The 23,490-nt window shown below is 68.7% G+C and carries 20 protein-coding genes and 1 pseudogene; 5 read left to right on the top strand and 16 right to left on the bottom strand.

Annotation, left to right across the window (positions count from 1 at the left end):
• Positions 1-20 precede the first annotated feature (20 nt).
• From QJS33_RS20320 to QJS33_RS20275, 10 genes and pseudogenes are all read right to left on the bottom strand, one after another.
• Positions 21-881: an alpha/beta fold hydrolase gene (locus QJS33_RS20320; protein ID WP_306369615.1), complete on the bottom strand. Its 861-nt coding sequence runs from the start codon at positions 879-881 to the stop codon at positions 21-23.
• Between the two features lie 147 nt (positions 882-1,028).
• Positions 1,029-1,694: a TetR/AcrR family transcriptional regulator gene (locus QJS33_RS20315; RefSeq protein ID WP_306369614.1), complete on the bottom strand. Its 666-nt coding sequence runs from the start codon at positions 1,692-1,694 to the stop codon at positions 1,029-1,031.
• Between the two features lie 17 nt (positions 1,695-1,711).
• Positions 1,712-3,472, bottom strand: a complete 1,761-nt coding sequence (locus QJS33_RS20310) for an ABC transporter ATP-binding protein (protein ID WP_306369613.1) — start codon at positions 3,470-3,472, stop codon at positions 1,712-1,714.
• Complete coding sequence (locus QJS33_RS20305) at positions 3,469-5,292, bottom strand: ABC transporter ATP-binding protein (protein ID WP_306369612.1); 1,824 nt, start codon at positions 5,290-5,292, stop codon at positions 3,469-3,471. The genes QJS33_RS20310 and QJS33_RS20305 overlap by 4 nt, the downstream gene beginning before the upstream one ends.
• Positions 5,293-6,151: 859 nt before the next feature.
• Positions 6,152-6,772: pseudogene (locus tag QJS33_RS20300) on the bottom strand (AAA family ATPase); the annotation flags it as partial.
• A gap of 437 nt (positions 6,773-7,209) precedes the next feature.
• A complete protein-coding gene (yjfF, locus tag QJS33_RS20295; RefSeq protein WP_306369611.1) occupies positions 7,210-8,202 on the bottom strand; it encodes a galactofuranose ABC transporter, permease protein YjfF in 993 nt (330 codons plus the stop codon).
• On the bottom strand, positions 8,199-9,206 hold the full coding sequence (locus tag QJS33_RS20290) for an ABC transporter permease (RefSeq protein ID WP_306369610.1): 1,008 nt from the start codon (positions 9,204-9,206) through the stop codon (positions 8,199-8,201). Before QJS33_RS20290 ends, yjfF begins: the two co-directional genes overlap by 4 nt.
• On the bottom strand, positions 9,203-10,750 hold the full coding sequence (locus QJS33_RS20285; protein ID WP_306369609.1) for a sugar ABC transporter ATP-binding protein: 1,548 nt from the start codon (positions 10,748-10,750) through the stop codon (positions 9,203-9,205). Before QJS33_RS20285 ends, QJS33_RS20290 begins: the two co-directional genes overlap by 4 nt.
• A gap of 345 nt (positions 10,751-11,095) precedes the next feature.
• Positions 11,096-12,052, bottom strand: coding sequence for an ABC transporter substrate-binding protein (locus QJS33_RS20280; protein WP_306369608.1), 957 nt, complete (start codon positions 12,050-12,052; stop codon positions 11,096-11,098).
• A 758-nt stretch (positions 12,053-12,810) separates the two neighbouring features.
• Entirely contained in the window at positions 12,811-12,981 is a 171-nt protein-coding gene (locus tag QJS33_RS20275) for a hypothetical protein (protein ID WP_306369607.1), read from the bottom strand.
• Positions 12,982-13,421: 440 nt separating this feature from the next.
• Here QJS33_RS20275 and QJS33_RS20270 point away from each other — a divergent pair, with 440 nt between their 5' ends.
• Positions 13,422-13,760: a transposase family protein gene (locus tag QJS33_RS20270; protein ID WP_306369606.1), complete on the top strand. Its 339-nt coding sequence runs from the start codon at positions 13,422-13,424 to the stop codon at positions 13,758-13,760.
• 29 nt (positions 13,761-13,789) lie between these two features.
• Entirely contained in the window at positions 13,790-14,557 is a 768-nt protein-coding gene (locus QJS33_RS20265) for an ISAs1 family transposase (protein ID WP_306369605.1), read from the top strand.
• Positions 14,558-14,739: 182 nt separating this feature from the next.
• Here the strand turns inward: QJS33_RS20265 and QJS33_RS20260 are convergent, their stop codons facing one another.
• The 6 genes from QJS33_RS20260 to QJS33_RS20235 form a co-directional block, all read right to left on the bottom strand.
• On the bottom strand, positions 14,740-16,164 hold the full coding sequence (locus QJS33_RS20260) for a DUF6177 family protein (protein ID WP_306369604.1): 1,425 nt from the start codon (positions 16,162-16,164) through the stop codon (positions 14,740-14,742).
• Positions 16,165-16,266: 102 nt separating this feature from the next.
• Positions 16,267-16,671, bottom strand: a complete 405-nt coding sequence (locus QJS33_RS20255) for a hypothetical protein (RefSeq protein ID WP_306369603.1) — start codon at positions 16,669-16,671, stop codon at positions 16,267-16,269.
• A gap of 4 nt (positions 16,672-16,675) precedes the next feature.
• Entirely contained in the window at positions 16,676-16,927 is a 252-nt protein-coding gene (locus tag QJS33_RS20250) for a hypothetical protein (protein ID WP_306369602.1), read from the bottom strand.
• Positions 16,928-16,942: 15 nt separating this feature from the next.
• Positions 16,943-17,431, bottom strand: coding sequence for a hypothetical protein (locus QJS33_RS20245; protein ID WP_306369601.1), 489 nt, complete (start codon positions 17,429-17,431; stop codon positions 16,943-16,945).
• Between the two features lie 182 nt (positions 17,432-17,613).
• Positions 17,614-20,148 carry a hypothetical protein gene (locus QJS33_RS20240; protein WP_306369600.1) on the bottom strand — a complete coding sequence of 845 codons (2,535 nt, stop codon included), beginning with the start codon at positions 20,146-20,148 and terminating at the stop codon, positions 17,614-17,616.
• A gap of 47 nt (positions 20,149-20,195) precedes the next feature.
• Positions 20,196-20,573 (bottom strand): DUF6507 family protein, encoded by a 378-nt coding sequence (locus QJS33_RS20235; RefSeq protein ID WP_306369599.1) that lies wholly within the window; start codon positions 20,571-20,573, stop codon positions 20,196-20,198.
• 1,459 nt (positions 20,574-22,032) lie between these two features.
• On the opposite strand from QJS33_RS20235, the gene QJS33_RS20230 reads away from it, so the two are divergent.
• The 3 genes from QJS33_RS20230 to QJS33_RS20220 form a co-directional block, all read left to right on the top strand.
• Complete coding sequence (locus QJS33_RS20230) at positions 22,033-22,179, top strand: hypothetical protein (RefSeq protein ID WP_306369598.1); 147 nt, start codon at positions 22,033-22,035, stop codon at positions 22,177-22,179.
• A gap of 108 nt (positions 22,180-22,287) precedes the next feature.
• Positions 22,288-23,073 (top strand): hypothetical protein, encoded by a 786-nt coding sequence (locus QJS33_RS20225; RefSeq protein WP_306369597.1) that lies wholly within the window; start codon positions 22,288-22,290, stop codon positions 23,071-23,073.
• 141 nt (positions 23,074-23,214) lie between these two features.
• Positions 23,215-23,490: transposase (locus QJS33_RS20220; protein ID WP_372339689.1), on the top strand; the 276-nt coding region annotated here is incomplete at its 3' end.

Below are 23,490 nucleotides of genomic sequence, written 5' to 3'. Positions count from 1 at the left end.
GGCCTGCCCACCACCGGGGTTCATCGGGGCTCCGCCAGTAGGGCCGTCCGTCGCAGGACCCGTACGAAGTCCGGGATGAGGGCGGGCGGGAAGAAGTGGCCCATACCCGGGTGGACGTGCAGCTCCGCCCGGGGCATGGCCTCGGCGATGTCCACGGCGGCGCACCAGTGCAGCACGTGGTCGTCGCGCCCGTGGATCACCGCCGTGGGCACGTCGACGCCCCTCAGCCGCTCCAACCGCTCGGGCGCGCGCTTGAGCGCGCTCCACTGGCGGGGGGCGCCGTCGGGGGAGTAGCGCCGCTCGTAGGACCGCGTGATGTAGCGCCGTGTCTCGTCCTCGTACCACCGGCTCTCACCCCAGGCGTCGCCGTGGGGCATGAAGGCCCGGTGGGCGGCCAGGGCGTTCGCCAGCAGTTCGTCGAGGGGGAACCGCGGCTGGGGGGCGTTCAGCTCCTCGCGTTCCCCGTGGAGGACGTAGCGCTTGTCGCGACCCGGAATGGAGTAGAAAAGGCCCAGACTGCGGACCCGTTCGGGGGCCCGGATGGCGAGCATCTGCGCGATCATCCCGCCCATCGAGCGCCCGGCGATATGGGCCGAGCCGATCCCCGCGTGGTCGAGGACGGCGATGACGTCGTCGGCGAGGTCCTCCAGCCCGTAGCCGCCGTCGAGGTCCTCCGGCCCGCCGAAGTGCGTGGACAGGCCGGCGTCCCGGTTGTCGAAGGCGATGACGAGGAACCCCGCCCCGACGAGCCGTTCGACGAAGTCCGGCGCCCAGCCCACCATCTGGGTGAACCCCCCCTCGACCAGGACGAGGGGCGGGTCGGAGGGATTCCCGGAGGTCTCGTAGTAGATCTCCCCTCCGGGGATGGGGGCATAGGCCATGGCGCGATTCCTCGGCTCGGTTCGAATGGCCACAGCCTACGGTTCCCGAACACGCGGCCTCTTGTCCGCCGGGCACAGGGTTTTCGGGGATCCTGTGCCCCCGGCACACCCGATGGGCCGACGTCCGGGGAGGCCGTCCGGGGCCGGTCAGATCTCGGGCCAGTGCTCCTCCAGGCCGGTGAGGATGAACTCGACCTTCGTGTCCATCGCCTTGCGCCCGGTCCACGAGTCCTCCGGGCGGAGGACCGCGTTCGCGTCGTCGACCGCGTCACGGACGGCGTCCAATCCGGACCTGCCGTTCTCGTCCACCCTTCGCATGGCCTCGACCCCGAGGTGGGAGGCGAAGACCGTGTCGCCGATGAAGTCGAGGGCGAACATCGCCTGTCGCCGGGTCCTGCCCTGTACGCAGAGGTTCTCCGCGTAGGCGCGGAAGACCCGCTCGATCCGGGTGGGCGCCGCCGGATGGATGTAGACCGCGCGGTTCAGACCCGGGTACTCCTCGCACAGGCGCCAGCACTCATCGGCCCAGAGCCGCAGGGCGGCGCGCCAGTGCGTTCCCGGTTCGGGGAGGGCGATCGTCGCGCCGGCGGCGTCCAGGCAGGCGATGACCAGGTCCTCTCGCGAGGGGAAGAGGCGGTAGATCGCCGTGGTGACCACCCCGAGCCGGTCGGCGACCGCTGAGAGGGTGAAGCGGTCGATGCCTTCGGCGACCGCCGCGGCCACGACGTCGGCAGCGGTGAAGGCCGGTTTGCGGCCGACCTTCCGGCTGCCGGGAACGCCGCCGCCGCGCGGCGCCGACGAGTGGTCACGCACGATGTCCCGCCCTCCCGTCAGGCGTCGGTGAGCCGCCAGCCCTGCGCGCGGTGCAGGCGGTCCCAGAAACGGGCATAGGTGCCTCCGGCCGCGAGCAGTTCGTCGTGGGTGCCCTGCGCCTCGACCCCACCGCGGTCGTCGAGCGCGATGATCCGGTCGGCTGCGGCGATGGTGTCGAGCCGGTGCGCGATGATCAGGATAGTGGCCTGCCTGCGGAGCCGCTCGACGGCTGCGACGATGTTCGCCTCGTTCTCCAGATCGAGCGCGGAGGTGGCCTCGTCGAGCAGCACGATCGGCGACCGTTTGAGCAGCGCGCGGGCGATCGCGACCCGCTGCCGCTCGCCGCCGGACAGCGCGCGGCCCCCCTCGCCGACCCGCGATTCCCAGCCGTCGGGCAGCCGTTCGGCGATCTCGGTGACACCGGCCAGGTCGGCCGCCTCGCGGATCTCCTCTCGGCTCGCGTTCTCGCGGCCGACGGCGACGTTGGCCTCCAGTGTGTCGTCGAACAGGTAGACGTCCTGGAAGACCATCGAGAGCTGGCCCATCAACTGCTCGGTGGTCTGCTCGGTCACGGGCGTGCCGCCGACCCTGACGGTGCCCGCGTCGGCGTCGTGGAAGCGGCAGATCAGGCGGGCGATCGTGGTCTTGCCGCTGCCGGACGGCCCGACGAGAGCGACCATGGAGCCGGCCGGCACGGACAGGGACACGTCCTTGAGGACCGGTTCGGTGCCGGGGGCGTACGCGAAGGTGACCCCGTCGAGCTCGATGGTCCCCGGAGCCGGCAGCCCGCTCGGAGACGAAGGCTCGGGGAGGGGCTCGGCGGTGAGCACCTCGTCGATGGCGTCGAGCAGTGGGCGCCTCGACTCCAGGCCCATCGCGCTCTCGGTGATGGCCGACAGGGTCGAGGTGAACCGCAGGGCGAGCCCGATGAAGGCCAGCGCCGGGATGGGCTGGAGCGAGCCCGCCACGGCCAGCGAGCCGGTGACGGTGATCAGCGCGACGATCACACCCTGGGTCACCATGCCGCTGAGGAGCATGCCGACCGTCTCGATCCACTGCGCCCTGTTCTTCGCCCGGTAGGTGTTCTCCAGCGCGTCGTCCAGCGGGGCGAAGCCGTCGCTCTGCCCGCAGGACCGCAGGGCGCCCTGACACTGCGCGTACTCGACGATACGGTCGGCCAGGTTCACCTCCTCGGGCTCGTGCACAGCGCGACCGCGGCGCATGAACGCGGTGGAGACCAGTGTGATCACCACGAAGACGGGAGCCGAGACCGTCAGGACCAGACCCAGCAGCGGGTTCCAGAACCACGCCGCGGTCACGACCACGACCGCGGAGGAGATCCGCGAGACCATCGGGCCGAACATGTGCGCGTAGATCTCGCCGGCCTGCATCAGCTCCGTGGAGACCATCCGTGACAGACGGCCGGCCAGGGGACGCGCGAACCACCCCAGCGGCTGTTTGGAGACCTGGTCCCCGACCAGCCGGTGGATGCTGTGGAGGAAGTCGAGGGCGGTGCCGTAGGCGCTCTGGCTCTGCCGGTAGTTGACGCCGAAGCCGAGGGCGGCCAGCACGGCGAACACCACCAGCCAGGCGCCCAGGCCCAGGCCCCAGACCGGCTCACCCGAGGCCAGCGAACTGATCGCCGGCAGCAGTGCTGCCAGGGCGAGGCCCTCGACGATGCCGCCCACGGCGGCGATGATCATCGCCGGGCCGATCTTCTCGGGCTCGGACACCATGCGCTTCATGCGCGGGACGATGTCGATCAGGGGAAGGTTCATTCGTGCGCTCCTTCGAAGGTCGCGGTGGCGGATTCCCAGAGGCGGGCGTAACCCGGCTCGGACAGCAGCTCGTCGTGGGTCCCCTTCGCGACCACCGACCCCCGGTCCACCAGGACGATCTGGTCGACGCCCTTGACGGCCTCGGGCCGGTGCGCGATGAGCAGCACCGTCCTGCCCCGGACCAGCTCGGAGAGCGCCTGCTGGATCTGGTGCTGCGACTCCGGGTCGGTGAGGGCGGTGGCCTCGTCGAGGATCAGCACCGGGGCGTCGACCAGGACGGCCCGGGCGATCGAGATGCGCTGCGCCTGGCCTCCGGACAGTCCGCTGCCGGCGCCGTAGACCGTGTCGAAGCCGTTCGGCAGCGCCTCGATCTCGTCGAGCACCCGGGCGGCCCGCGCCGCCGCCCGGACCTGCTCGTCCGTGGCGTCGGGACGGCCGAGCGCGATGTTGTCGCGGATGCTGATCGACGGCAGCTGCGGGTCCTGGAGGACGAATCCGACGTGCCGGTACAGGTCGTCGATCTCGCCGACCGGGACCCCGCCGAGCCGGATCTCACCGGAGCGCGGGTCGTCGAACCGGGCCAGGAGCCTGGCGATGGTCGACTTCCCGGAGCCGGACGGTCCGATCAGAGCGGTGACGGTTCCCTCGGGGAGTGTGAAGGAGACGTCGTCGAGCGCGAGTTCCGCGTCGTCTCCTTCGCCGTACGAGTAGCCGACACGGTCGAAGACGACGTCGTGCCCGTTCGGCTCGGCGCGCACCCCGGTATCGGCGAGGACCGGCGTCTCGATGAGGTCGGTGAGCCGACGGGCCGCCGCGCCGGCGAGCTGTGACGACCACATCGAGTTCATGAGCACCTCGATGCCGTACGGGACGAGGAGCGCGATCAGCGAGGTGGCGAGCACATCGGCGACCGTGACCGCACCCGTCTGCACGAGCCGGGCGCCTCCGCCGATGTTGATGAGCAGGATCAGCGGCACCGCCAGCAGCGACGTTCCCAGCGAGCTCACCCGGATGAGGGGGCGTACCCAGGCGTAGTAGAAGCTCTGGAACTCCTCTGCCGAGGCCTGGTAGGCGCGGTGGGCGCGACCGACCCGGCCGAACGCCTTGACCACGGTGATGCCGGTGACGAACTCGACCATGCGGGCGGAGACGGCCGAGAGCTTCTGATCCATCTGGACCGTCTTCTCGCCCATGCCGCGCATGCTCATGCCCATGGCCGCGCCGTACAACGGGACGGTCGCGACGGCGAGCAGCCCCAGACGCCAGTCGACGGTGAAGGCATAGACCATCAGGGTCAGCGGCATGACGACGGCGACCGTGCCGTCGACCGGCTGATGTGCGATCAGGTGGTGGATGGTGCCGATGTCGTCCTGCAACGCCTTGCGCACCCGACCGGAGTTGGTCGAGGTGAACCAGTTCAGCGGCGTCGTCGAGAACCGGTGGACCATACGTCGGCGGATGACGTGGCCGAGCCTGATATCGGCCAGGTGCGTGATGAGCAGCGCGACGAAGTAGACGAGGAGCCGAAGGGCGAACGCGATCAGCAGGATCCGCAGCCACAGGTGCACGCCCGCTCCGTCGACGGCGCCTCCGTCGCGGGCCGCGTCCAGCAGGGCCTCGCCGATGTGCACCAGGGCGACGTAGGGCACGACCGCGAGGATCCCCGAGACCACGGCGAGCAGCCGGCCGATCGTCAGGCTCGGGGCCACCGGGCGCATCAGGTTCTTGAGTGCCCGCGCGTCGGCCTTGTGCCGGGCCCTCATGTCATCGGGGGACCCGTCCGAAGGCGGCCCTGCCGCCGGGGTTTCGGTCATCGTCATGTTCTTCCTCGGAGGGGGAACCGTCGGGGCACCCTGGATGTATTAGGTTAACCATACCTAATAATGAACATGGTTCAGATTAATGGTCGCACGTCCGGCGCACAAGACCTCGGAGCCCCGCCCCTCGGCCCGGAAGCGGCGTCGCCTCCCGGGCGCAGGCCGCTCCCGCGCCCCCGCGCGCCTCCTCTCGACCGCGGGGCAACAGGCGCCCACGCCCTTCGCGGACCGGCCGCCGAAAGCCGCCCCGTCGTTTCCGGCGTCCTGCGCGGCGGACCCTCACCCGTGCCGGGCGACCGTCCCTCGGAAGCCGCTCGGAGCGGGCACGCATCAGCCGCGCCCGGTCACGTCCCCGGGAGTGGTGTGATTTTCGCGCGGGTGCGTCCTTGCGGGTCATCGCGATGGTCGGCCGAAGCCGGGCGGGCCAGCGCGTACCGGCGGCCCGCTGACCGGGATGAAGAAGCCGCCGGAGGCGGCGGTGCACCGATCCGCCCGGCACCGCTGACGCTCATCCGTGGGAACAGGGCCGGAAAAGTCACACCACTCGATGGGACACCATCCGCGCCCGGCCTCCCGGGCCGCTGACCGGCCTGCGGAGCACACCCCGCCCCGAAACGGGCGAGGCCGTCGGGTATCCCGCTCGCCCCGGGGTTTCGCGGCGCACCCGGACCGACACGACGCGAGCCTTCGGCCATCGCAGGAGAAGCGCCCCGGTCGCGTATCGGCCCGCCGGGTGAAGGCCCGGGACCCGAACCGTTCGAGTTCGACCGGCCGGTGCCACCCAGGCATCGGACATCACGGGTTCAAGCCGGATGGAGGGCTGCCCCGTCGCGGTGTGCACGGGACCGCGGGCGGTCGCTCAGGGGCCGAAACGGATCCAGGACAGCTCCTGCGCCCGATGCCGGTCGAGTGCGAGCAGACTGCGCACGCCCGGCGCGAATGCCGCCGGCCCGTGCCGGGTGGCCGTGCGCAGCCGCCGCCAGCGCCGCGAATGCGCCCGGTGGCTGTGCTCGGTCACCCGCCGCCCCCGGGCGTTCTGCCCGTTCCGGGCCTCCTGCGGAGTGGCGTCGATCATCAACACGTGCATCTCGTACCGGCGGAGCCGGCAGAGCAGGGCGAGCAGCAGGCGGACCGGGCTCCGGGTCCCGCACTCGTGCAGCACCACCGGGCCGCCCCGCAGCGCCGCGGCCATCCGGACCAGGTGCAGTACGTGCACTACCCAACGCCAGAGCGGGTAGGGGATCGGACCGAGCAACGGCCCCAGCCGGAGCCGCGACTGTAGAGAGTCGATCACCCGCACACCCTCCGCGGTGAGCACGGTCCGCTCCTCGTCTCCGCGGAGCCCGAACAGCCGCCGCAGCAGGGTGCTCTTCCCGGCTCCGGGTACCCCTGTGACCAGGACCAGCGACCGCCGGGGGTAGACCATGCCGCGCACCGTCGCGTCGTTCACCGTGGGCACATAGCGCGCCAGCCCTTGGAACATCTCCGTTAGCTCCTCAAAGCCGACCTCCGCGCCGGTGGGACACGGCCCTGCAACGGTCGCGTCACCGTTGTCATGACGCTACCGGGCATCGACGACTCCGAAAAACGCAGGACCCGCCGATCTCAGGGTCCAGGCGGCTCGGCCCTCGGGTGTCGAAGGCGTGGACGACCTCGCGACGGGTTTCCCGTCGGCGGCGACCGCGCGGACGGTGACCGGGACGGTGCCGCCGCCAGAGGGGGCGGGACGATCATCGCCCGCCGGCAGCGCATGGTGTCGGTGCCGCCCCGGCGGGCGACGCGTTGCAGCCGCCGGCCTTCAGGGCCGGTGGGTCCGCGGGCTTTGACGGGGGTGGACACCCGCGGCTCCCAGGGCCGACCGCTGTCGCCGTCGGCCCTGGGGCCGGTCACTCACCCCGGCGAACGTTTCCGGCCACGGCGCTAGGTGGCTCGGCGCATCATCAGCCGTTGGAAGATGACGAAGACCAGCAGCAGCACGCCGATGACGATCTTGGTCCACCAGGAGCTCAGGGTGCCCTCGAACGAGATCAGGGTCTGCACGGTGCCGAGCACCAGCACACCCGTCACGGAGCCGACGACGTAGCCCGTCCCGCCGGTCAGCAGGGTCCCGCCGATCACCACGGCGGCGATCACGTCCAGCTCCATGCCGACCGCGTGCAGGCCGTAGCCGGAGAGCATGTACAGGCTGAACAGCAGCCCGCCCAGGGCCGAGCAGAACCCGCTCACCGCGTAGACCCCCACCTGGACCCGGCCGGCGGGCAGGCCCATCAGGCGGGCCGAGGACTCGCTGCCGCCCACCGCGTACACGGTGCGCCCGAACCGGGTCAGGTGCAGGACGTACACCGCGACCAGGACCACGGCCAGGGCGATCAGGACGCTGTAGGTCAGGGTCACCCCCTCCACCGGGGTGATGGTCCCGGTCGCCATGGTCCGGAAGACGGGGTCGGTGATGGAGACCGACTCGACACTGATGAGGAAGCACAGGCCGCGCGCCAGGAACATGCCCGCGAGGGTGACGATGAAGGGCTGCACGTCGAAGAAGTGGATGACCAGCCCCATCAGCAGGCCGAGCGCGGTACCCGAGACGAGCACGGCCGACACCGAGGCGAGCGGAGGCCAACCCGCCTCCAACGTGGCCGCGGCGATCATGGTGGACAGCGCCGCCACGGCGCCCACCGACAGGTCGATCCCGCCGGTCAGGATCACGAAGGTCATCCCCACCGCGAGCACGATGAGGAAGGCGTTGTCCACGAACAGGTTCGTCATCACCTGGGGCGAGGCGAAGCCGTCGTAGCGCACCGCGCCGGTGCCGAAGGTCAGGACGAACACCAGGAACGTGGCGATGACCGGTAGGAAGCGCCGGGGCACGCGTTCCACGCGGTTCCTCACGCGTGCGAGGTCCAGAACGTTCATGCCGCGGTCACCTCCGGGGTGCGGGGGTCGGTGGTCCCGGCTCTACGGCGGGGCCGCAACAGCGCGGACGTGCGAGGGGACTGCAACAGGCACACGGCGATCACCACGACCGCCTTGAACACCAGGATGGCGTTGGGCGGGACGCCGATGCTGTAGACGGTGGTCGTCAGCGACTGGATCACCAGGGCGCCCACCAGGGTGCCGGAGAGCGAGTACCGCCCGCCGGCCAGCAGGGTGCCGCCGATGACCACGGCCAGGATCGCGTCCATCTCGATCCACAGGCCCGCGCTGTTGGCGTCGGCCGCGTTGACGTTCGAGCTGATCATCAGCCCGGCCAGGCCGGCGCACAGCCCGGAGAACACGTACACCGTCCAGACGATGGTGCGCGAGCGCACCCCCGCCAGCCGGCTGGCCCTCGGGTTGGTCCCGACCGACTCCACGAGCATGCCCAGGGCGGTGCCGCGGGTCAGCGCGGCCACGGCCAGCAGCACGCCCAGGCTGATCAGGATCGCGATCGGCAGGACCAGGAAGCCCGCACCGATCCTGCTGTAGAGCGGGTCGTCCACGGTGATGATCTGGCCCTCGGTGATGAGCATCGCGCCGCCGCGCCCGGCGGTCATCAGCACCAGGGTCGCGATGATGGGCTGGATCCCCAGGACCGAGACGAGGAAGCCGTTCCACAGGCCGAGCAGGACGCACACGCACAGCGCCAGCAGCATGCCGGTGAGCGCACCACCGCCCGAGACGATCCAGGTGCAGGCGATGGCTCCGGCGATCGCCGCGATCGCGCCCACCGACAGGTCGATGCCGCGGGTGGCGATCACCAGGGTCATGCCCACGGCGATGAGCAGGGTCGGCGCTCCGTTGCGCAGGATGTCGACGACACTGCCGTAGAGGTGCCCGTCCTGGAACCTGATCTCCAGGAACGAGGGGTTGACCGCGGTGTTGAGCGCGAGCAGCGCGACCAGCGCGACGATCGGCCAGAAGAGCCGGTGTCGGATCACGAGGCCACCGCCGTCCCCTGCTCGTCGTGCGCGGCGATGGCCGACATCACGTCGTCCACGGTGATCCCGTCGCCGTCGAGTTCGGCCGTCTTGCGCCGGTCGCGCAGGACCACCACCCGGTCGGACACACGGACCACCTCCTCCAGTTCGGCGCTGATGAACAGCACCGCCATGCCGTCCGCGGCCAGATCGGCCACCACCTTCTGGATCTGGGCCTTGGCGCCGACGTCGATGCCGCGCGTGGGCTCGTCGAGGATGAGCAGCCGGGGCCGGGTGACCAGCCACCGTGCCAGCAGGACCTTCTGCTGGTTGCCGCCGGAGAGGGTGCTCATGACGGCGCCCGGATCGGCGGGGCGGATGTCGAGCATCTCGATGTACTCGTCCACCAGCGCGTCGGCCATGCGCCGGGGCACCGGGCGCATCCATCCGCGTGCGGCCTGAAGCGCCAGGACGAGGTTGTCGCGCACGGTCAGGTCCGCGATGAGCCCCTCCGCCTTGCGGTCCTCCGAGCACAGGGCCACACCCCGGGCGATCATCGACCGCGGGCCGCGGGGGCGCACGGCCCGGCCGTCGGTGCTGAGCGTCCCGGTGTCCGCGCGGTCCGCGCCGAACAGCAGCCGGGCCATCTCGGTGCGCCCGGAGCCCAGCAGACCCGCCAGACCCACCACCTCGCCTGCGTGGATCTCCAGGTCGAACGGGGCGATCGCGCCCGCCCGGCCGAGCCCGGACGCGGTCAGGACCGGCGCGGTACCCGGCTTGCGCTCCTCGGAGCGGCGCTCGACGTCCTCCAGGGTGCCCAGTTCGCGGCCGAGCATCAGCGAGACCAGCTCCAGGCGGTCGGTGCGCTCCGGCAGGTACTCGCCGACCAGGGAGCCGTTGCGCAGCACGGTCATCCGGTCGGCGATCTCGTAGACCTGTTCCAGGAAGTGGGAGACGAACAGGATCGCCACCCCCTCCTCGCGCAGTACGCGCATGATCCGGAAGAGCTCGGCGACCTCGTCGGTGTCGAGGCTGGAGGTCGGCTCGTCCAGGACCAGGACGCGCGCGTCCACGGCCAGGGCCCGGGCGATGGCCACCAGCTGCTGCACGGCGATGGGGTGGCTGTCCAGGGCGGAGCCCGGGTCGATGGACAGGCCGATGCGCTCCAACAGGCCCGCGGCCCGGGCCCGGCAGGCCCGGCCGTCGATGGCGCCCAGGCGGCGCGGTTCGCGGCCCAGCAGGATGTTCTCCGCCACCGACAGGTTGGGGCAGAGGTTGACCTCCTGGTAGACGGTGCTGATCCCGGCGTTCTGGGCCTGAGCGGGGACGGCGAACTCCACCGGCTCACCGTGCAGCAGGATCTCGCCCCAGGTCGGGCGGTGCACTCCCGTCAGGGCCTTGATCAGGGTGGACTTGCCCGCTCCGTTCTCGCCCATCAGGGCGTGCACCTCGCCCGGGAGCAGCCGGAAGTCGACGCCGGACAGGGCGCGTACCCCGGGGAAGTCGACGGTGATACCGCGCATGTCGACCACCGGGTCGGTCGACTGCGCTGATGAATCGGTCATGGCCAGGGCTTTCGTCGTCGTGGACGGTCCCGGCGCCCCCTCTGACGGGGGCGCCGGGGCTGGAACGCAGACCTGTACCGCTGGGGCCGAAGCGCAGCGGAGGCCCGAAGAGAACAGGGCTGGGGGTGTTCGGCGGAACATTCCGGGCCCGCCCGTCGCCCGCCACCACCCTCAACGGACTCCTTCGGCGCGGTACCGCCACGGGGCCGTGGGGCCGCCTCGCGCGGCGCCGCCTTAGCTCGGGCGGCCGACCCGCGCTCGTCGTCCTGCGGGGGATCGCCCCGCGGCCGTTCCCGGCACCCGGCGCGAGCGTCGAGCCGCTCGAAGGCATCCGCCGAACACGCCCTAGTACCGGCGGTCCGGGAGGGCGGCCTCGGCCTCCTCCTGCGTGAAGGTGGTCTCCTCCACCACCACGCGTTCGGGGACCTCCTCGCCCGCCACGACCTTTTCGGCGAGCTCCATCAACTGCTCGCCCAGCAGGGGGTTGCACTCGACGATGAAGTTGATCTCGCCCGCGGCCAGGGCCTGCATGCCCGCCTCGACGGCGTCCACCGTGATGATCCGGATGTCCTCGCCCGGCTCCATTCCGGCGGCGCGGATCGCCTCGATGGCGCCCAGACCCATGTCGTCGTTGTGCGCGTAGACGACGTCGATGTCGTCGTGCGAGCGCAGGAAGGCCTCCATGACCTCCTTGCCGCCCGCCCGGGTGAAGTCGCCGGTCTGGGTGGCGATGATCTCGATGTCGGGGTTGCCGGCGATGACCTCCTCGAAGCCCTCCTTGCGGTCGATGGCGGGCGCGGCGCCGGTGGTGCCCTGTAGCTCCACCACGTTCGTCTCGCCCTCGGCGTTCTCGACCAGCCACTGCCCGGCCTTGCGGCCCTCCTCGACGAAGTCGGAGCCGAGGAAGGTCTCGTAGAGGGAGGTGTCGTCGGAGTCGATGGCCCGGTCGGTGAGGATGACGGGGATGTCGGCGCGCTGGGCCTCCAGGAGGACCGCGTCCCAACCCGTCTCGACGACCGGACTGAAGGCGATGACGTCGACGTCCTGTTGGATGTAGGACCGGATGGCCCTGATCTGGTTCTCCTGCTTCTGCTGGGCGTCGGAGAACTGCAGGTCGATGCCCGCGTCCTCGGCGGCCTGTCGGATGGACTCGGTGTTGGCGGTCCGCCAGCCGCTCTCGGCCCCGACCTGGGCGAAGCCCATGGTGATCGTTCCGTCGTCCGTCTCGCCCGAGCCGCCCGAGCCGCAGGCGGTCGCCGTCACGAGAACGAGCGCCGCCGTGACCGTGGTGAACCTCTTCATTGGGGGGTGCCCTTCGTATCGGCCGTGACCCGCTGAGGGTGGGGTGGTGATTGGGGTCACATGGCCAATATAGTGAGCGCTAACATTTTGCTCGTCAACCCCTCTGCCAAGCACAATTCGACGTCATTGCCCGAGTACGAAGCGTGGCCCATGTTAGCGCCAACGATGTTTCCGGAGCTGGGCGGGTGTCCGGGGGCCGATCACCTGATACGTAGGGGGTGCCGGTCACGAGAGCGGTCCCGAACAGCGGAGATGGGCGGTGGCCCGGCGCCGCTGATGTCCGCCGGGGCCCTCCCCGGCCTTGTTCGATGGCCGCCACCCCCGTCACGCCGAGCCGGAAGCCAAGGCGGAGCGCCCCGGGCCCCGGCGGGGGACGAACGACCTCGACCACCGGTCGGGGCGTGACGAGAAGGCCCCGCCGGTCCGGCAGGGGAGCCGGCGGAAGAGCGCGACCCGGTTCGCGTGTCGGGCACGACGCGTGGCCGGACCGGTACGCGCGGGTTCGGATACCGCAGGACGGACCGTTCGTCGGCAACGGGACCACGGTCCGGTGGACGGGCGCGGCCGCAAACGAACCGGCCGCTCGATAGGTGCTTCGGGGATCGTTCCTCACCCGGTGACCCCGGCGCAGCCGGGCCACCACCGCCTCCCGCTCCGGTTCCGCGGCCGCGGTGATGACGGCCGCGTCCAGCCGGTTCCGGCGGTCCCGGGTGAGCGGGACCTGTTCGTGCGCGGCTGACGGCCGCCTGCGGGGCCGGTTATGTGAAGCGCCGACGGCCGATCCGGTCGTGGTGGGCCCGGGTCCAGGTGTTCTCGCCTTCCCAGAGCAGGCCCTGGCGCAGCAGGAGCTCGGACAGGCGGTGCCGGGCGCGCATCAGTTCGGCGCGGGCGTGCACGTCCAGCCCGACGGTCGTAGGCTCGGTGGACACCGGGACCTCCCCCACATGTAGGCACTACCGTCCAGGTTCTGCCTGGTCGGCAACCCACGGCAACGTGTGAGCGGGGTCCCGGCCCTCTCGCGAACCCTCACTACATACCGTCTACCAATCGGTGTTCCCCGACGTGGCCAAGGCCGCCGCGGAGGCGACCGCCGCGCTGCTGCGCGGGGAACCGGTGTCGGCCGGGTAGCGGGACAGGGGAGCACACCAGGAGCGATTGAACACCCCGGGCCCCGGGCCGTGCGGCGGGTTCACCCCGTCCGGCCTGGGGTTTCGCCGTGGGGTGGAGGCAGGGCTGTTTCAAAGTCGGGATCGTGAGCCATCGGTGCTGATCAAAGCCCTGTAGCGATCCGGTCGAAGCCCCACCAACGAGCAACGGAGCCCGCTAGAAGATCAGGGACTTCCACATCTCTGACTTCCAAGGGACTCCGTTGCACTCCGAGTCTGCCACGCCCGCCGTTGCTCCTGTTGACCTTCTCGGCAAGCTCGCCCGTCTGGCCGATCCCCGCTCACCGAGAGGCCGCCGCCACAGCCTGGCCAGCGTCGTGCTGTGCGCCTTGTGCGCGATGCTGGCCGGGGCCCGCCACCTGCGGGCGATCGGCCGATGGACCGACAGCGCACCCCGGCACACCCTCATCCGGTTGGGCTGTCGGATCTCCTGTCCGGCCTTGGGGGTGCGCTCTGCTCCGTCTCCGGCGACCATCCGCCGGGTCCTGCTCGCCCCCGCCGGGTCCTGCTCGCCCTGGACCCCGAGGCCCTGGCCGCCCTGACCCGGCCCGATGTCCTTGAGGTGGTGGCGGTGGACGGCAAAACGTTGCGCGGATCGGCCACGGCCGTCGAGGCGGCGGTGCACCTGCTCGCCGCCCTGACCCCGGACCGGCGTCTGGTCGCGCAGGTGCGGGTGCCGGCGGGCACCAGCGAGATCGACGCCCTGGCCGTGTTGCTGGACGGTGTGGACCTGGCCGGCGTCGTGGTCACCGCCGATGCCCTGCACACCCAGGCCGACACCGCCACCCACCTGGTCGAGGAGTTGCACGCCGACTACGTTCTGACCGTCAAACGCAACCAGAGGACGCTGTTCGACCAGGTCAAGGCCCTGCCCTGGGCTCAGGCCCCCACACTGGGCACCGCCCGGGACCGCGGCCACGGGCGGGCCGAGACCCGTACCGTCAAGGCCATCGACCTCGCGGGCAGGACCACCTTTCCGCATGCGGTCCAGGCCGTGCGGGTGCGCCGCCACGTGAAGGACCTACGCACCGGGGACGTGTCGTGGACCTGCGCGTATGCGGTGACCTCGCTGGAGGTCGGGCAAGCGGACGCGGCCCGGGGCGGTGCTCTGGTGCGCGGGCATGGGGGCATCGAGGCCTGGCACCACGTCAAGGACGTGTCGTTGGGCGAGGACGCCTGCACGGTCCGCTGCGGGCACGGCCCCGACAACCTGGTCGCGCTACGCGCCCTCGCTTTGGTGTTCCTGGGCCGGTTGGGTCAGGACACGGTGCCCGACGCGATCCGGTGGGTGTCGTATGAGGCGTTCTCTCGCCCGCTGGACGTGATCGGTCTTCGCTGACCAGCAGGAACGTCACCGCTCACCGAGAATGAAACAGCCCTGGGGTGGAGGTGGTCGCCCACCGGATCAAAGGTCCCCTGGAATCAGGGGCTTTCTTACATCGGACGTTCCGTTGTGCGAGCACGGCTTGGTGGCGGTTTCCTGTGTGAGGAGCGGCCGTATGTGCCTCCGCTATTCCTCTCCTACTGGTCTGTGGGCTTGGTGCTTCCGGGGCGCAGGTGGGCGAGCAGACTCCGGTGGAGTTCCAGATCGGCTGGATCGGTTCCGTCGCCGATGGCGTACCAGATGCAAGGGGTCATCGGCGGTCCGAAGGGTACGCCCCTCACCGGGGCCGCCTGGGCGTGATCCACGCCCAGACCGGTCGTTGCGGCGGGGCCGATCCCCAACCCGATCGGGATGACCGGCATGGGGGGATCCGGAGCGTAGGCCAAGTCCGCCCTGCCCCGGGTACGGTGCACGGCGATGCGGTGGAAACCGTCTTCTCCGGTGAGTTCCTTGACCAGAGGAGTGAGGGTGTCCGGGGCGAAAGTGGTGTCCGCGGGACCGCCGATGGCCAGGGTGACGTCCTCGCGGACCCCTTCGGGCACACGGGTGACGCGCAGGGTGCCGGTGAACACCGGGGAGTCATCGTCGTGGTCGGTGGGGCCGTTGAAGACCGTCCAGGTCGCTTTGGGGGCTCTGCGACGGGCCAGGCCGGTGAGGTCGTCAGGGCTCCATACCAGGGGCGCGGGCTCGCTGGTGCCCCACAGGGCGGGAAGGGAACCGGTCAGGCCCAGGGTCAGGGTCTCCACGCAGGTGCCCAACCGCAGGTCCCGTTCCGGGGGGTGGATCACGCTCAGATCCACCAGCAGGAGGGACCGCGTGTCCACGTTGCTCTCCCGCTCGGTGGCCTGCTCGTCGTCCGGTGGTCTCTCCGCGCGCACGAAGCCCAGTTCCTCATGCCAGGTCAACGGTGCTCCGGAGAATCCGTCCCGGTAGTCGCCCCGCGGAGTGCGCACCACCCAACGGGTGAAGGGCCCGGTCAGGGCCGACCGCAGGATGTGGGTCAACCGCGAGGCGGAGGGGGTGACCAGCTGCAAGGCGAGCCGGGCGTGGGCGTGCGTGTGCAGGGCGTCGACCATCCAGGGGTCCATGGCCACCACAGGGCGGTCCTGGACGGCCACGGCCACCTTGGGGGTGGTGACGGTGACGGTCGGGTGGTCGGTGACGCCGGTCAACACGGGGTCGTCCCACCCCGGGGCGGGGTCGGGCGACCAGACGGTGCCGCCGCACTGCTCGACCAGGGCATCGGCGAACCTGCGCACGATGGCTCGGGTGTCCGGCCCTTGGGCACCGGTGCGGGCGCCTCTGGCCTCCACCCAGTAGGGCCGTTCGGCCAGGGCGCGGCCGAGGCCGGGAGTCAGGAGCCGGTCGATCTCGGTGGTGCAGGAGAGCCGCTGCGCGGCCTGGACCGCGGCGATCATCCGGCCGGCATCGTCCCGGAGCTGGACGAGCGCCCCGTCCGCGACCGCGCGTACCCGTAGCTCTGGGCCTGCGTGGACCAGGGCTTGTGTCATACCGCGCAGGGTGGGGGCCCTGTCGAGCAGAGCGACCACGTCGTGTGTCATTTGCGTCCTCGTGCCAACGGCAATCGGTCACGGCGAGACCCACGTCACGCGATCCGTTGCGGTGAGCTTTCACGTCGCGCGCACCTTTTGCTGTCACGTGATTCAGAACCGGTCTGTCGCATCGAAACCGAGGCCTTCTGCTTCAGTGGTGGGCGTCAGAATCCCATATTTTTCCGGTGTTGCGAAGTAGGTGGGTTCACCCTCCTCAATCTCAACGTCCAGAGATGTTTCGATTTTCTTGAGAACGGAGGCCAGGCGTGACGCGTTGTTGTTGTAGACCTCAGGGTGCGGCTGTCCGGAGAAATCATAGTAGGACCAGATGTCGTGCATCACCCAAAGCATGCCCCAGACTCCGAACTTGTCCATGGACAAGAAGGCGCTAATCAGCTTTTGCTCGCGCTTGGTATGGCCTTCGTTGTTTATCCATACTCCGGGGCTCAGGAGTTCGAGTTGGCCAGCGCGAGCATCCGTGTGCCCGACCGGTTGGCTTGCTGAAATCATCTGCACCAGATCATTCGGAGAGGTGCTCGCACCTTTGTGCATCGAGATGAGAGATCGAAATCCAATGGGTCCGACTCCTGATCGATACCATGAGACCATCATCTGAGACAGAGCCAGCAGCCCGTGTTTTTTTGAGAATTGCTGCCGTGGGGAGCGCTGTACGGGCGCCACGCTCAAGATTTCCGTTTTCGTCGTCGCTTTCCGTCTCGATTTCCCAGGTCCATGATGAGGTGGTCTCTGGAGGGCCGAGCGACTTCGTCATGCGTAAATTTTCCCCTCAAAGGCGATCCGTTACATCGAGCCCAATTTTAGAAACTCCTCCCCTGGGGGATTCAACTCCGTACCTTAGGGAGGTTCCAAAGTAGGTCGGATCTCCCGTCTCTGTTTCGACTCCAAGAATTTTTTCAATGCTCTTCAGTGCTCTCTCCAAACGGGGGGCATTGGCATCATATGTTTCTCGGTGGGGGTTCCCAAAGAAATCGTTCGAGGCCCAGATGTCGTGGTATACTGACACCTCTATCTGCGTGTCTTCTGTTGCTATATCGATTGAGGCGACTAGCAGTTCTGGCTCGCCTCTTTTTTGCCCCTCTGGTGTGATCCAATTTCCCGGTCCAATGATTCTTAGGGTTTCTGGGTAGGAATTTGGGCAAGAATGGGGTCGTGATTCTAGGGTTTTCTCTTTGATTTTTTCAGTCGTCATATTCTGGCAGTGGAGTATGGTGGATCGGAAGCCGGTGTTACCGATACCGAACTCGAACCAGTCCACTTCGATTTTTTGCAGGTACAGAAGGTCGTGAGACTGCAGGACATCCGACACCTTAAGAGCTGCGGGGGCTCCCGCTGTGAGGCCGTCGGTCCCCTCGGGTCCTTCGAGGGTCCACGACCAGGATGCAACGGGTACGGGTGCTCGCATAAGAAATGGCATTTTTCCTCTGTGATGGTTTGCGCTTATGGGTACACTCGTGAGCCTTCAGGGAAGGTCATTTCTCCGTCTGAGAAGTATACCTTGAACGAAGTATTGTAGCGCCGGGCGTTGGCAAGGATTTTTTCCATTGCCTTGTCGGATATCTCGATCATGGGCGCGTTGACCTCAAGGATGCCCACGGTATGGGTTTCCCCCATTTCGAGGGGTATATTCCTTAGCTGCTTGCCGATTTTCTGGGTATTGTTAACGAGGGCACTCTCTCGGATCGCGCCATCTGTAACTTCGAGTCGCTTGATCTGGTAGGCGTAGTTCCCTGAGGTTCCGTCGGATCTTATAAGTGTATCGATGTCGAAATTTTGAGAACTATTCGAAGTTGCTTCTTGGTCTTTCTTTTCTGCGAACTCGAGTCGCTCGATCGGATAGCCCGAGCTTATGAGATTGTCGACGAACCTGAGCTCTGTTCCTGCGGCTGGAACCATGTTCTGGTTTGAGAAGTCAGAGACGAATTCATCAAACCTTTTGACGCTGCTTACTTGGTTATCCAGCAGGATGTCGGCGATTTGGCCTCCAAGTTTTGTGTCGTCATCCTTCAATGTCGCGATGATATCGTTGATCTTCTGCTTGTTAAGTCCTGTTGATTCAAGTAGATCTCTGATTCCGCTTTCTTGGGCATCCGACATGGGGCCTGTCGGGTTCTCCCTCGTTGGAACACCTGGTTCTGGGAAATGCTCACTTGAAGAGCTCCCAGAGTTGGGGATATCGGGCGGGTCGTTCGGGCCACCAAAAGACGACCCACCGAGGTCTTGTTCCTCGGTTTCGTGGATGGTGATGGGGTTGTCGTCACGGCCGGGTTGTCGTGCGGGCCCTTCGTTGTCGGTGTTGTTGGTGGCCTCGTTGCCCTCCCGCAGTTCGGCGCCGTCGGGGGTGACGGGCACACGGGATCCGTCTCCGGGGCCGTCACCGCCTTCCGTGGTGGTCTGGGTGGGGTTGATGGTCCAGGCCGTGTCCGGGTCGAGTTCGGCCATCCGTCCGCCGTCCTGGCGGTCCATCCGGTCGGCGAGGTCCTCGTTGTTCTGAGCGATCTCCGCGAAGGCCTGGTCGACATCCTGAGCAGTCGGATCCGCTTCCCGCCCGTGCTGATCGGTGTGCTGCTGCGGGGCGTCGCTGGTGGCCGTGTCCGGGGCACGCTCCGGTACCACGGGCTCGGACCGGGGCTCTGGGGTCGGACTCTCAGGACGTGGGGCCGGTGCGGGCTCTGGTGCCGGGGACGGGTTCTGCGCTGTCTCCAGATCGGACAGGACGGTGTTCATGTCCTCGATATCGGAGGGCTTCCACTCCCCGTCGGAGGAGAAGGCCCCCTCCCCGGGGGAGGAGGGTGAGGGAGAAGAGGAGTACGCACCGTTGCCGTGAGCACCGGAGCCGGCGCCGTTGCGGTCGTGTCCGCCCTCGGTGTCGGAGCCGTCGCCAGCCGATAGATGGGGTCCGTCCCCGGCACCGACGCCGCCGAAGATTCGCACCACACGGCTGACCGTCAGGGGGACGCCCACCACCGCGCCGCCGCCGGTGGCGGTCAGGGCCACCCCGGCTCCGATGATGGCCAGGTTCGTACCCAAGGTGCCGAAGGCGTATCCGGGGCGTTCCTCCAGCTCCGTCCACGGGAAGAAGCCGTGCACCGCGTCCAGACGGGCGTTCGTATAGACCTCGAAACCCTCACCGAAACTACCCACCCAGTCACCGGTCTCGGGGTTGTAGACACCGGCCCAGGCGCCCATGCCGACCAGGGCGTCACCCCAATAGGCCTCGGCGTTGGCCCCCCAGTTGTCGGTGAACCAGCCGGGCTCCCCGAACGCCCCGACCATACCGCCGACATCTTCGGCGCCGCCGCGTACCGTGTCCCATGCGGCCAGGGCGGCGTCCATGGTCCAGTAGTAGTCGGTGCCCTGCGGGGTCCCCCACGGGGTCGCGACGTTCTCCAACGGCTCGTCGAGACCGTAGACGACCTCGCCGGGGCCGGGCCGGGTGGTGCCCGCGGGGTCGCCTCCGATGAAGGTGGTGCCGCCGAAGGTCCGGGTGATCGTGTTGGCGCAGTCCCGTTCGGCCTGCTGGTACTCCTGGACCAAGGCGTTGACCTTGCCGAGCAGGGCGTCGTGCTCCTGCCCCTTCTCGCTGACGAAGTCGAAGGGGTGCTCGCTGCTGTTCCAGTCCTCGTCGCTTCTGATCTCGGTGACCAGGTCGCGGGCCTCGGCCCGCAGGGCGGTCAGTTCTCCGCGGATGCGCTGGGCGGTCTCGGCGAAGTCCTCCAGCGCGCGGGCGGCGGTGTTCAGGGCCTGGTCGGTGTCCTCGCCCTTGGTGGGGACCGGGTTTGTGGCGGCGAAGAGCGTCTCGGCCTCCGGGGCGCTGTAGACCCCTTGGAGGCCGGCCCATGCCGTGGAGATGTCGGCTCCGGCTTGGGAGATGTCGTCGCCGTCGGTCTTCATTCCGGCGGCGGCGGTCTGGAGTTCGTAGACGTTCGCCTCGGGGATGGGGATGGCTTCCGGGTCGATGAGGCCGTCGCTCACAGGGGGTGTCTCCACACGGGGTCGGTGAAAGAGGGGCTGGGGGTAGGTCAGAAGGCGGTGGGGAGCTGTCCGCCGTTGCCGTTGCCGTCCACGGGGGTGACGACCTTCCCGGCGTTGGCCTGGGCGTCGGCGGCCATGTCGAGGTTGCCGTTGACGTAGTGCGTGGTGGCCTCGCCTGCTCCGGTGACCGCGCTGGAGGTGATGGCGATCATGTCGCCGACCTCGCCGAAGAAGTGTTCGGCGAACTCTCCCAGCGCCATCTCGATCGGGGGGCTGTGGGCCCCGGAGGCGGCGTCGGCCAGGTGCCCTTCCAGGGAGGTCAGGTGGCCGGTGAGTCCTTCGGTTCCTTCTTCGTCTCCGACGTGTCCGGAAACGGTGCTCAGGATCGTGCCGACCTCGGAGGGACGGATGTTCCACGCGGACACGGGGAGCCTCCCGGGGTGGTGTGGGGGACGCAGCGGGTTCGTGCGCTGACGTTGCGTGATCGCATCATGGCATAAGTGGGGCGAACGACTCTATTGCCCCCCATGGGGTGAGAGCGGCGCTGCGGGATCGGGTTCCCGCCGGTAGAGAGGCTGCGGTCGGTTCCGGGCCGGTGGGTGGGTGGTGTTCCTCACTGACCGGAACCGGTCACGCCGCCGTGGGTGGCTGTGTTCCCGGTCGGGGAGCGCGGCACCGGGTCGGCTGTGCACGCTGGCAGGATGATGACGGTGGTGTTGTTGCGCAGGGCGGGTGTCCGGGGCGGGCCGCTGACGCGCCCGGACGGGCCCACACCGGGCCGTCTCAGGGGCGTTGCCGCCGCTGTTCGGCCTGCGGCGTCGCGGGTTCGGGGCGTTCGACCCGGCGCGGCGATGGGGCGCTGGTGGGCAGGCACGGGGACGTCCCGGGCGGGGCCCACGGGGTCACGGAACGGCAAAATGCTCCGTGAGGTCGGCCCCTACTTGCACTCACCTTGTACTGGGGAGCACACATGGAGCACCTCAGGCCCCGGAACGCGGTGAGGACCTCTTGCGAGGTCCTCGTGTACCCCCTCTGAACTGGGGTTTTGTGGCGCACCCGGCAGGATTCGAACCTGCGGCCATCGGATGAGAAGTGCCCTGGTCGCGTGCTGTCGTGTGTCGCTACGTACCGTTTCGCGCCACCCCATCCGATCCACCGTGCCGTCCAGTGCCATGTCGTGCCGCCCCGTTTCAAAACCGCGGAGCACGAACGGAGCACGAACCGGTGGCCGACAGCGTCCGATGGCACCTCGCGAGCTTGTCGCGAAGCGAATACACCCCCTGGTCGCCGGTTTCGTCAGTGCCCGACGCCTCGATGTTCGACGCCGAGGCGCACCGAGTCCGCAAGACCGTCGAGGGATGCTCCCATCCTGAACCGGCGAAGGGGGATCTGCCCCGTCTGGTGATTCATACGCATCCAACGGTTGGAACGAGCGCCGGATCCGACGCTGGGCGTGTCACCTTCGGGTCGACGAAAGCCTGTATATGTTTGTGTAGCTCATCCATCACAGAGAGAGATCGACCTCTCTGGTCGTTCCGCGACTCAAAGAACATCTGCCCCGGCCACGAGGCTCTGACCGTTGCGTCATGCCCCCTGTCGCGTATCAGAAAGGACCGGACCGTGCCTAAGCCCGCGAGCGCACTGATCGTCCTGGCCACGGCCGTCTCCCTCACCCTGTCTCTAACCGTACCGGCCCATGCCCGAACCGACCCTGCACCTGACGTCCGGTCGGTCCCCTCCACTGCCCGCCATGCCTCCACCGGCCAGGCCCAAGGTGAGCTCATCTGCAGGTTCAACACCTTGGCCGACAGGGTCCACCGGTCTTCAGGCCAGGCTTCCGGCCATGCCTGGTGGGAGAACATCGACTGCGATACCAACCAGGCCGTGGTGACCGTTCGCCTCCAGCAATACGTGGGCGGATCCTGGACGTATGCGGGCTCGACCGGCAAGAAGACCGTCTACTCCGGCGGGGGATCGGCCAACCGCGCTGTGGCCCGGGCCGACTGCAACGCCAGCACACGAACCCGGTGACGCACGGTCGTCGACGTCGACCTGGTGGGTATCTTCGACGACCCCTTCCGCAGATACATCGAAACGGAGATCCCCCTCACCTGCCGGAACTGACGCCGAGGAGGCACGATGGCCGACGGGACGCTGTTCTGCGCGCTGCACGGCACCCTGGAGCTCCACCCCTGGTACGACCCCGCCACCGTCGACGCCGACCCCTACATCCTGTTCCACGCACGGTCCCAGACCTGTCGATGGCTGGCTGCTCCCGACGACGGGAGGCCCGAAGCGGGTTTGTGGGGCATGAACGACGCCGGCCTGGACCCCCTCGGCGAGGGCAGCCGGAGGCTGTGGTTCCAGGTCTCCCAGCAGTCGCTCGCCCGACCTCGCCGGGCGGTGCCCGCCCAGCAGATGCTGGACTGCGCCGGGGCGGTCGCCGACCGCGTGGGGCGGCTCGACCTGGAGGCCGCCCAACTGCTCGTTCCGTTGCAGGACCTGCCTCCCGGTCCTGACGAGGGCGCCTACGGCGACCTCGTGAGCGCACTTCCCTGGTTCGCCGAGATACCCGCCCAGTCCCGTACCGCGGTGGTGGTGAGCCTGGACTCCGGCGCCAGCGCAGAGGTCGCCGATGCCGCACCGGCGATGGCGAACCGACTGCTCCAGATTCACCAACGGGTCTTCACCGACATCACCGCCGTGCCCGGACCGGACGCGGCCCGTGGACTGACTCCAAGGGTTCCCGACTTCACTGCTGCGGAGCCGGAGGGGCACCGTGCGACCTTCGAGGGACACCTGGCGGAGTGGTCCTATGAAGCGATCGGGTGGCTGATGGCCTTCGTCTGCGAGGCCGCGATCGAGCAGGGCGTGCGCGTCCCTGTGGTGGCCACTGTCCGTCTGAGCCCGCGACCCGGTGGGTGAGCGGATGGCCTGGCATGGTCGAGTCTGAACGGGGTTCCCGCTCTGCCCTGAAGCACCAAAATCCACTTCCGACTTCCCGCGGGTTCCGGCGCTTTTGGTGTTTCGTGCCGGGTGTGATGGAGGCTCTCAAACCTGGGAAGGATGAGAGTCATGCCAGCACCGAGGAAGTACCCGCCTGAGCTGCGCGAACGAGCGATCCGGATGGCCGTGGACGCCCGCCGTAACCCGACCACCCGCGATGGGGCCATCGCCCGGGTGGCCGACCAGCTGGGCGTCAACCGCGAAACGCTGCGCAACTGGGTCACCCAGGCCGAGATCGACCAGGGGACCCGGCCCGGCACCACCACCGACCAGGCCCACAGGATCGCCGAGCTCGAACGCGAGAACCGCGAGCTCAAGCGGGCCAACGCGATCCTC

Origin of the sequence: Nocardiopsis sp. CC223A (assembly GCF_030766825.1) — a bacterium.
Lineage (GTDB): Bacteria > Actinomycetota > Actinomycetes > Streptosporangiales > Streptosporangiaceae > Nocardiopsis.
The sequence above is the reverse complement of the archived record's forward strand: the minus strand, read 5'-3'. Positions and strand labels throughout refer to the sequence as shown.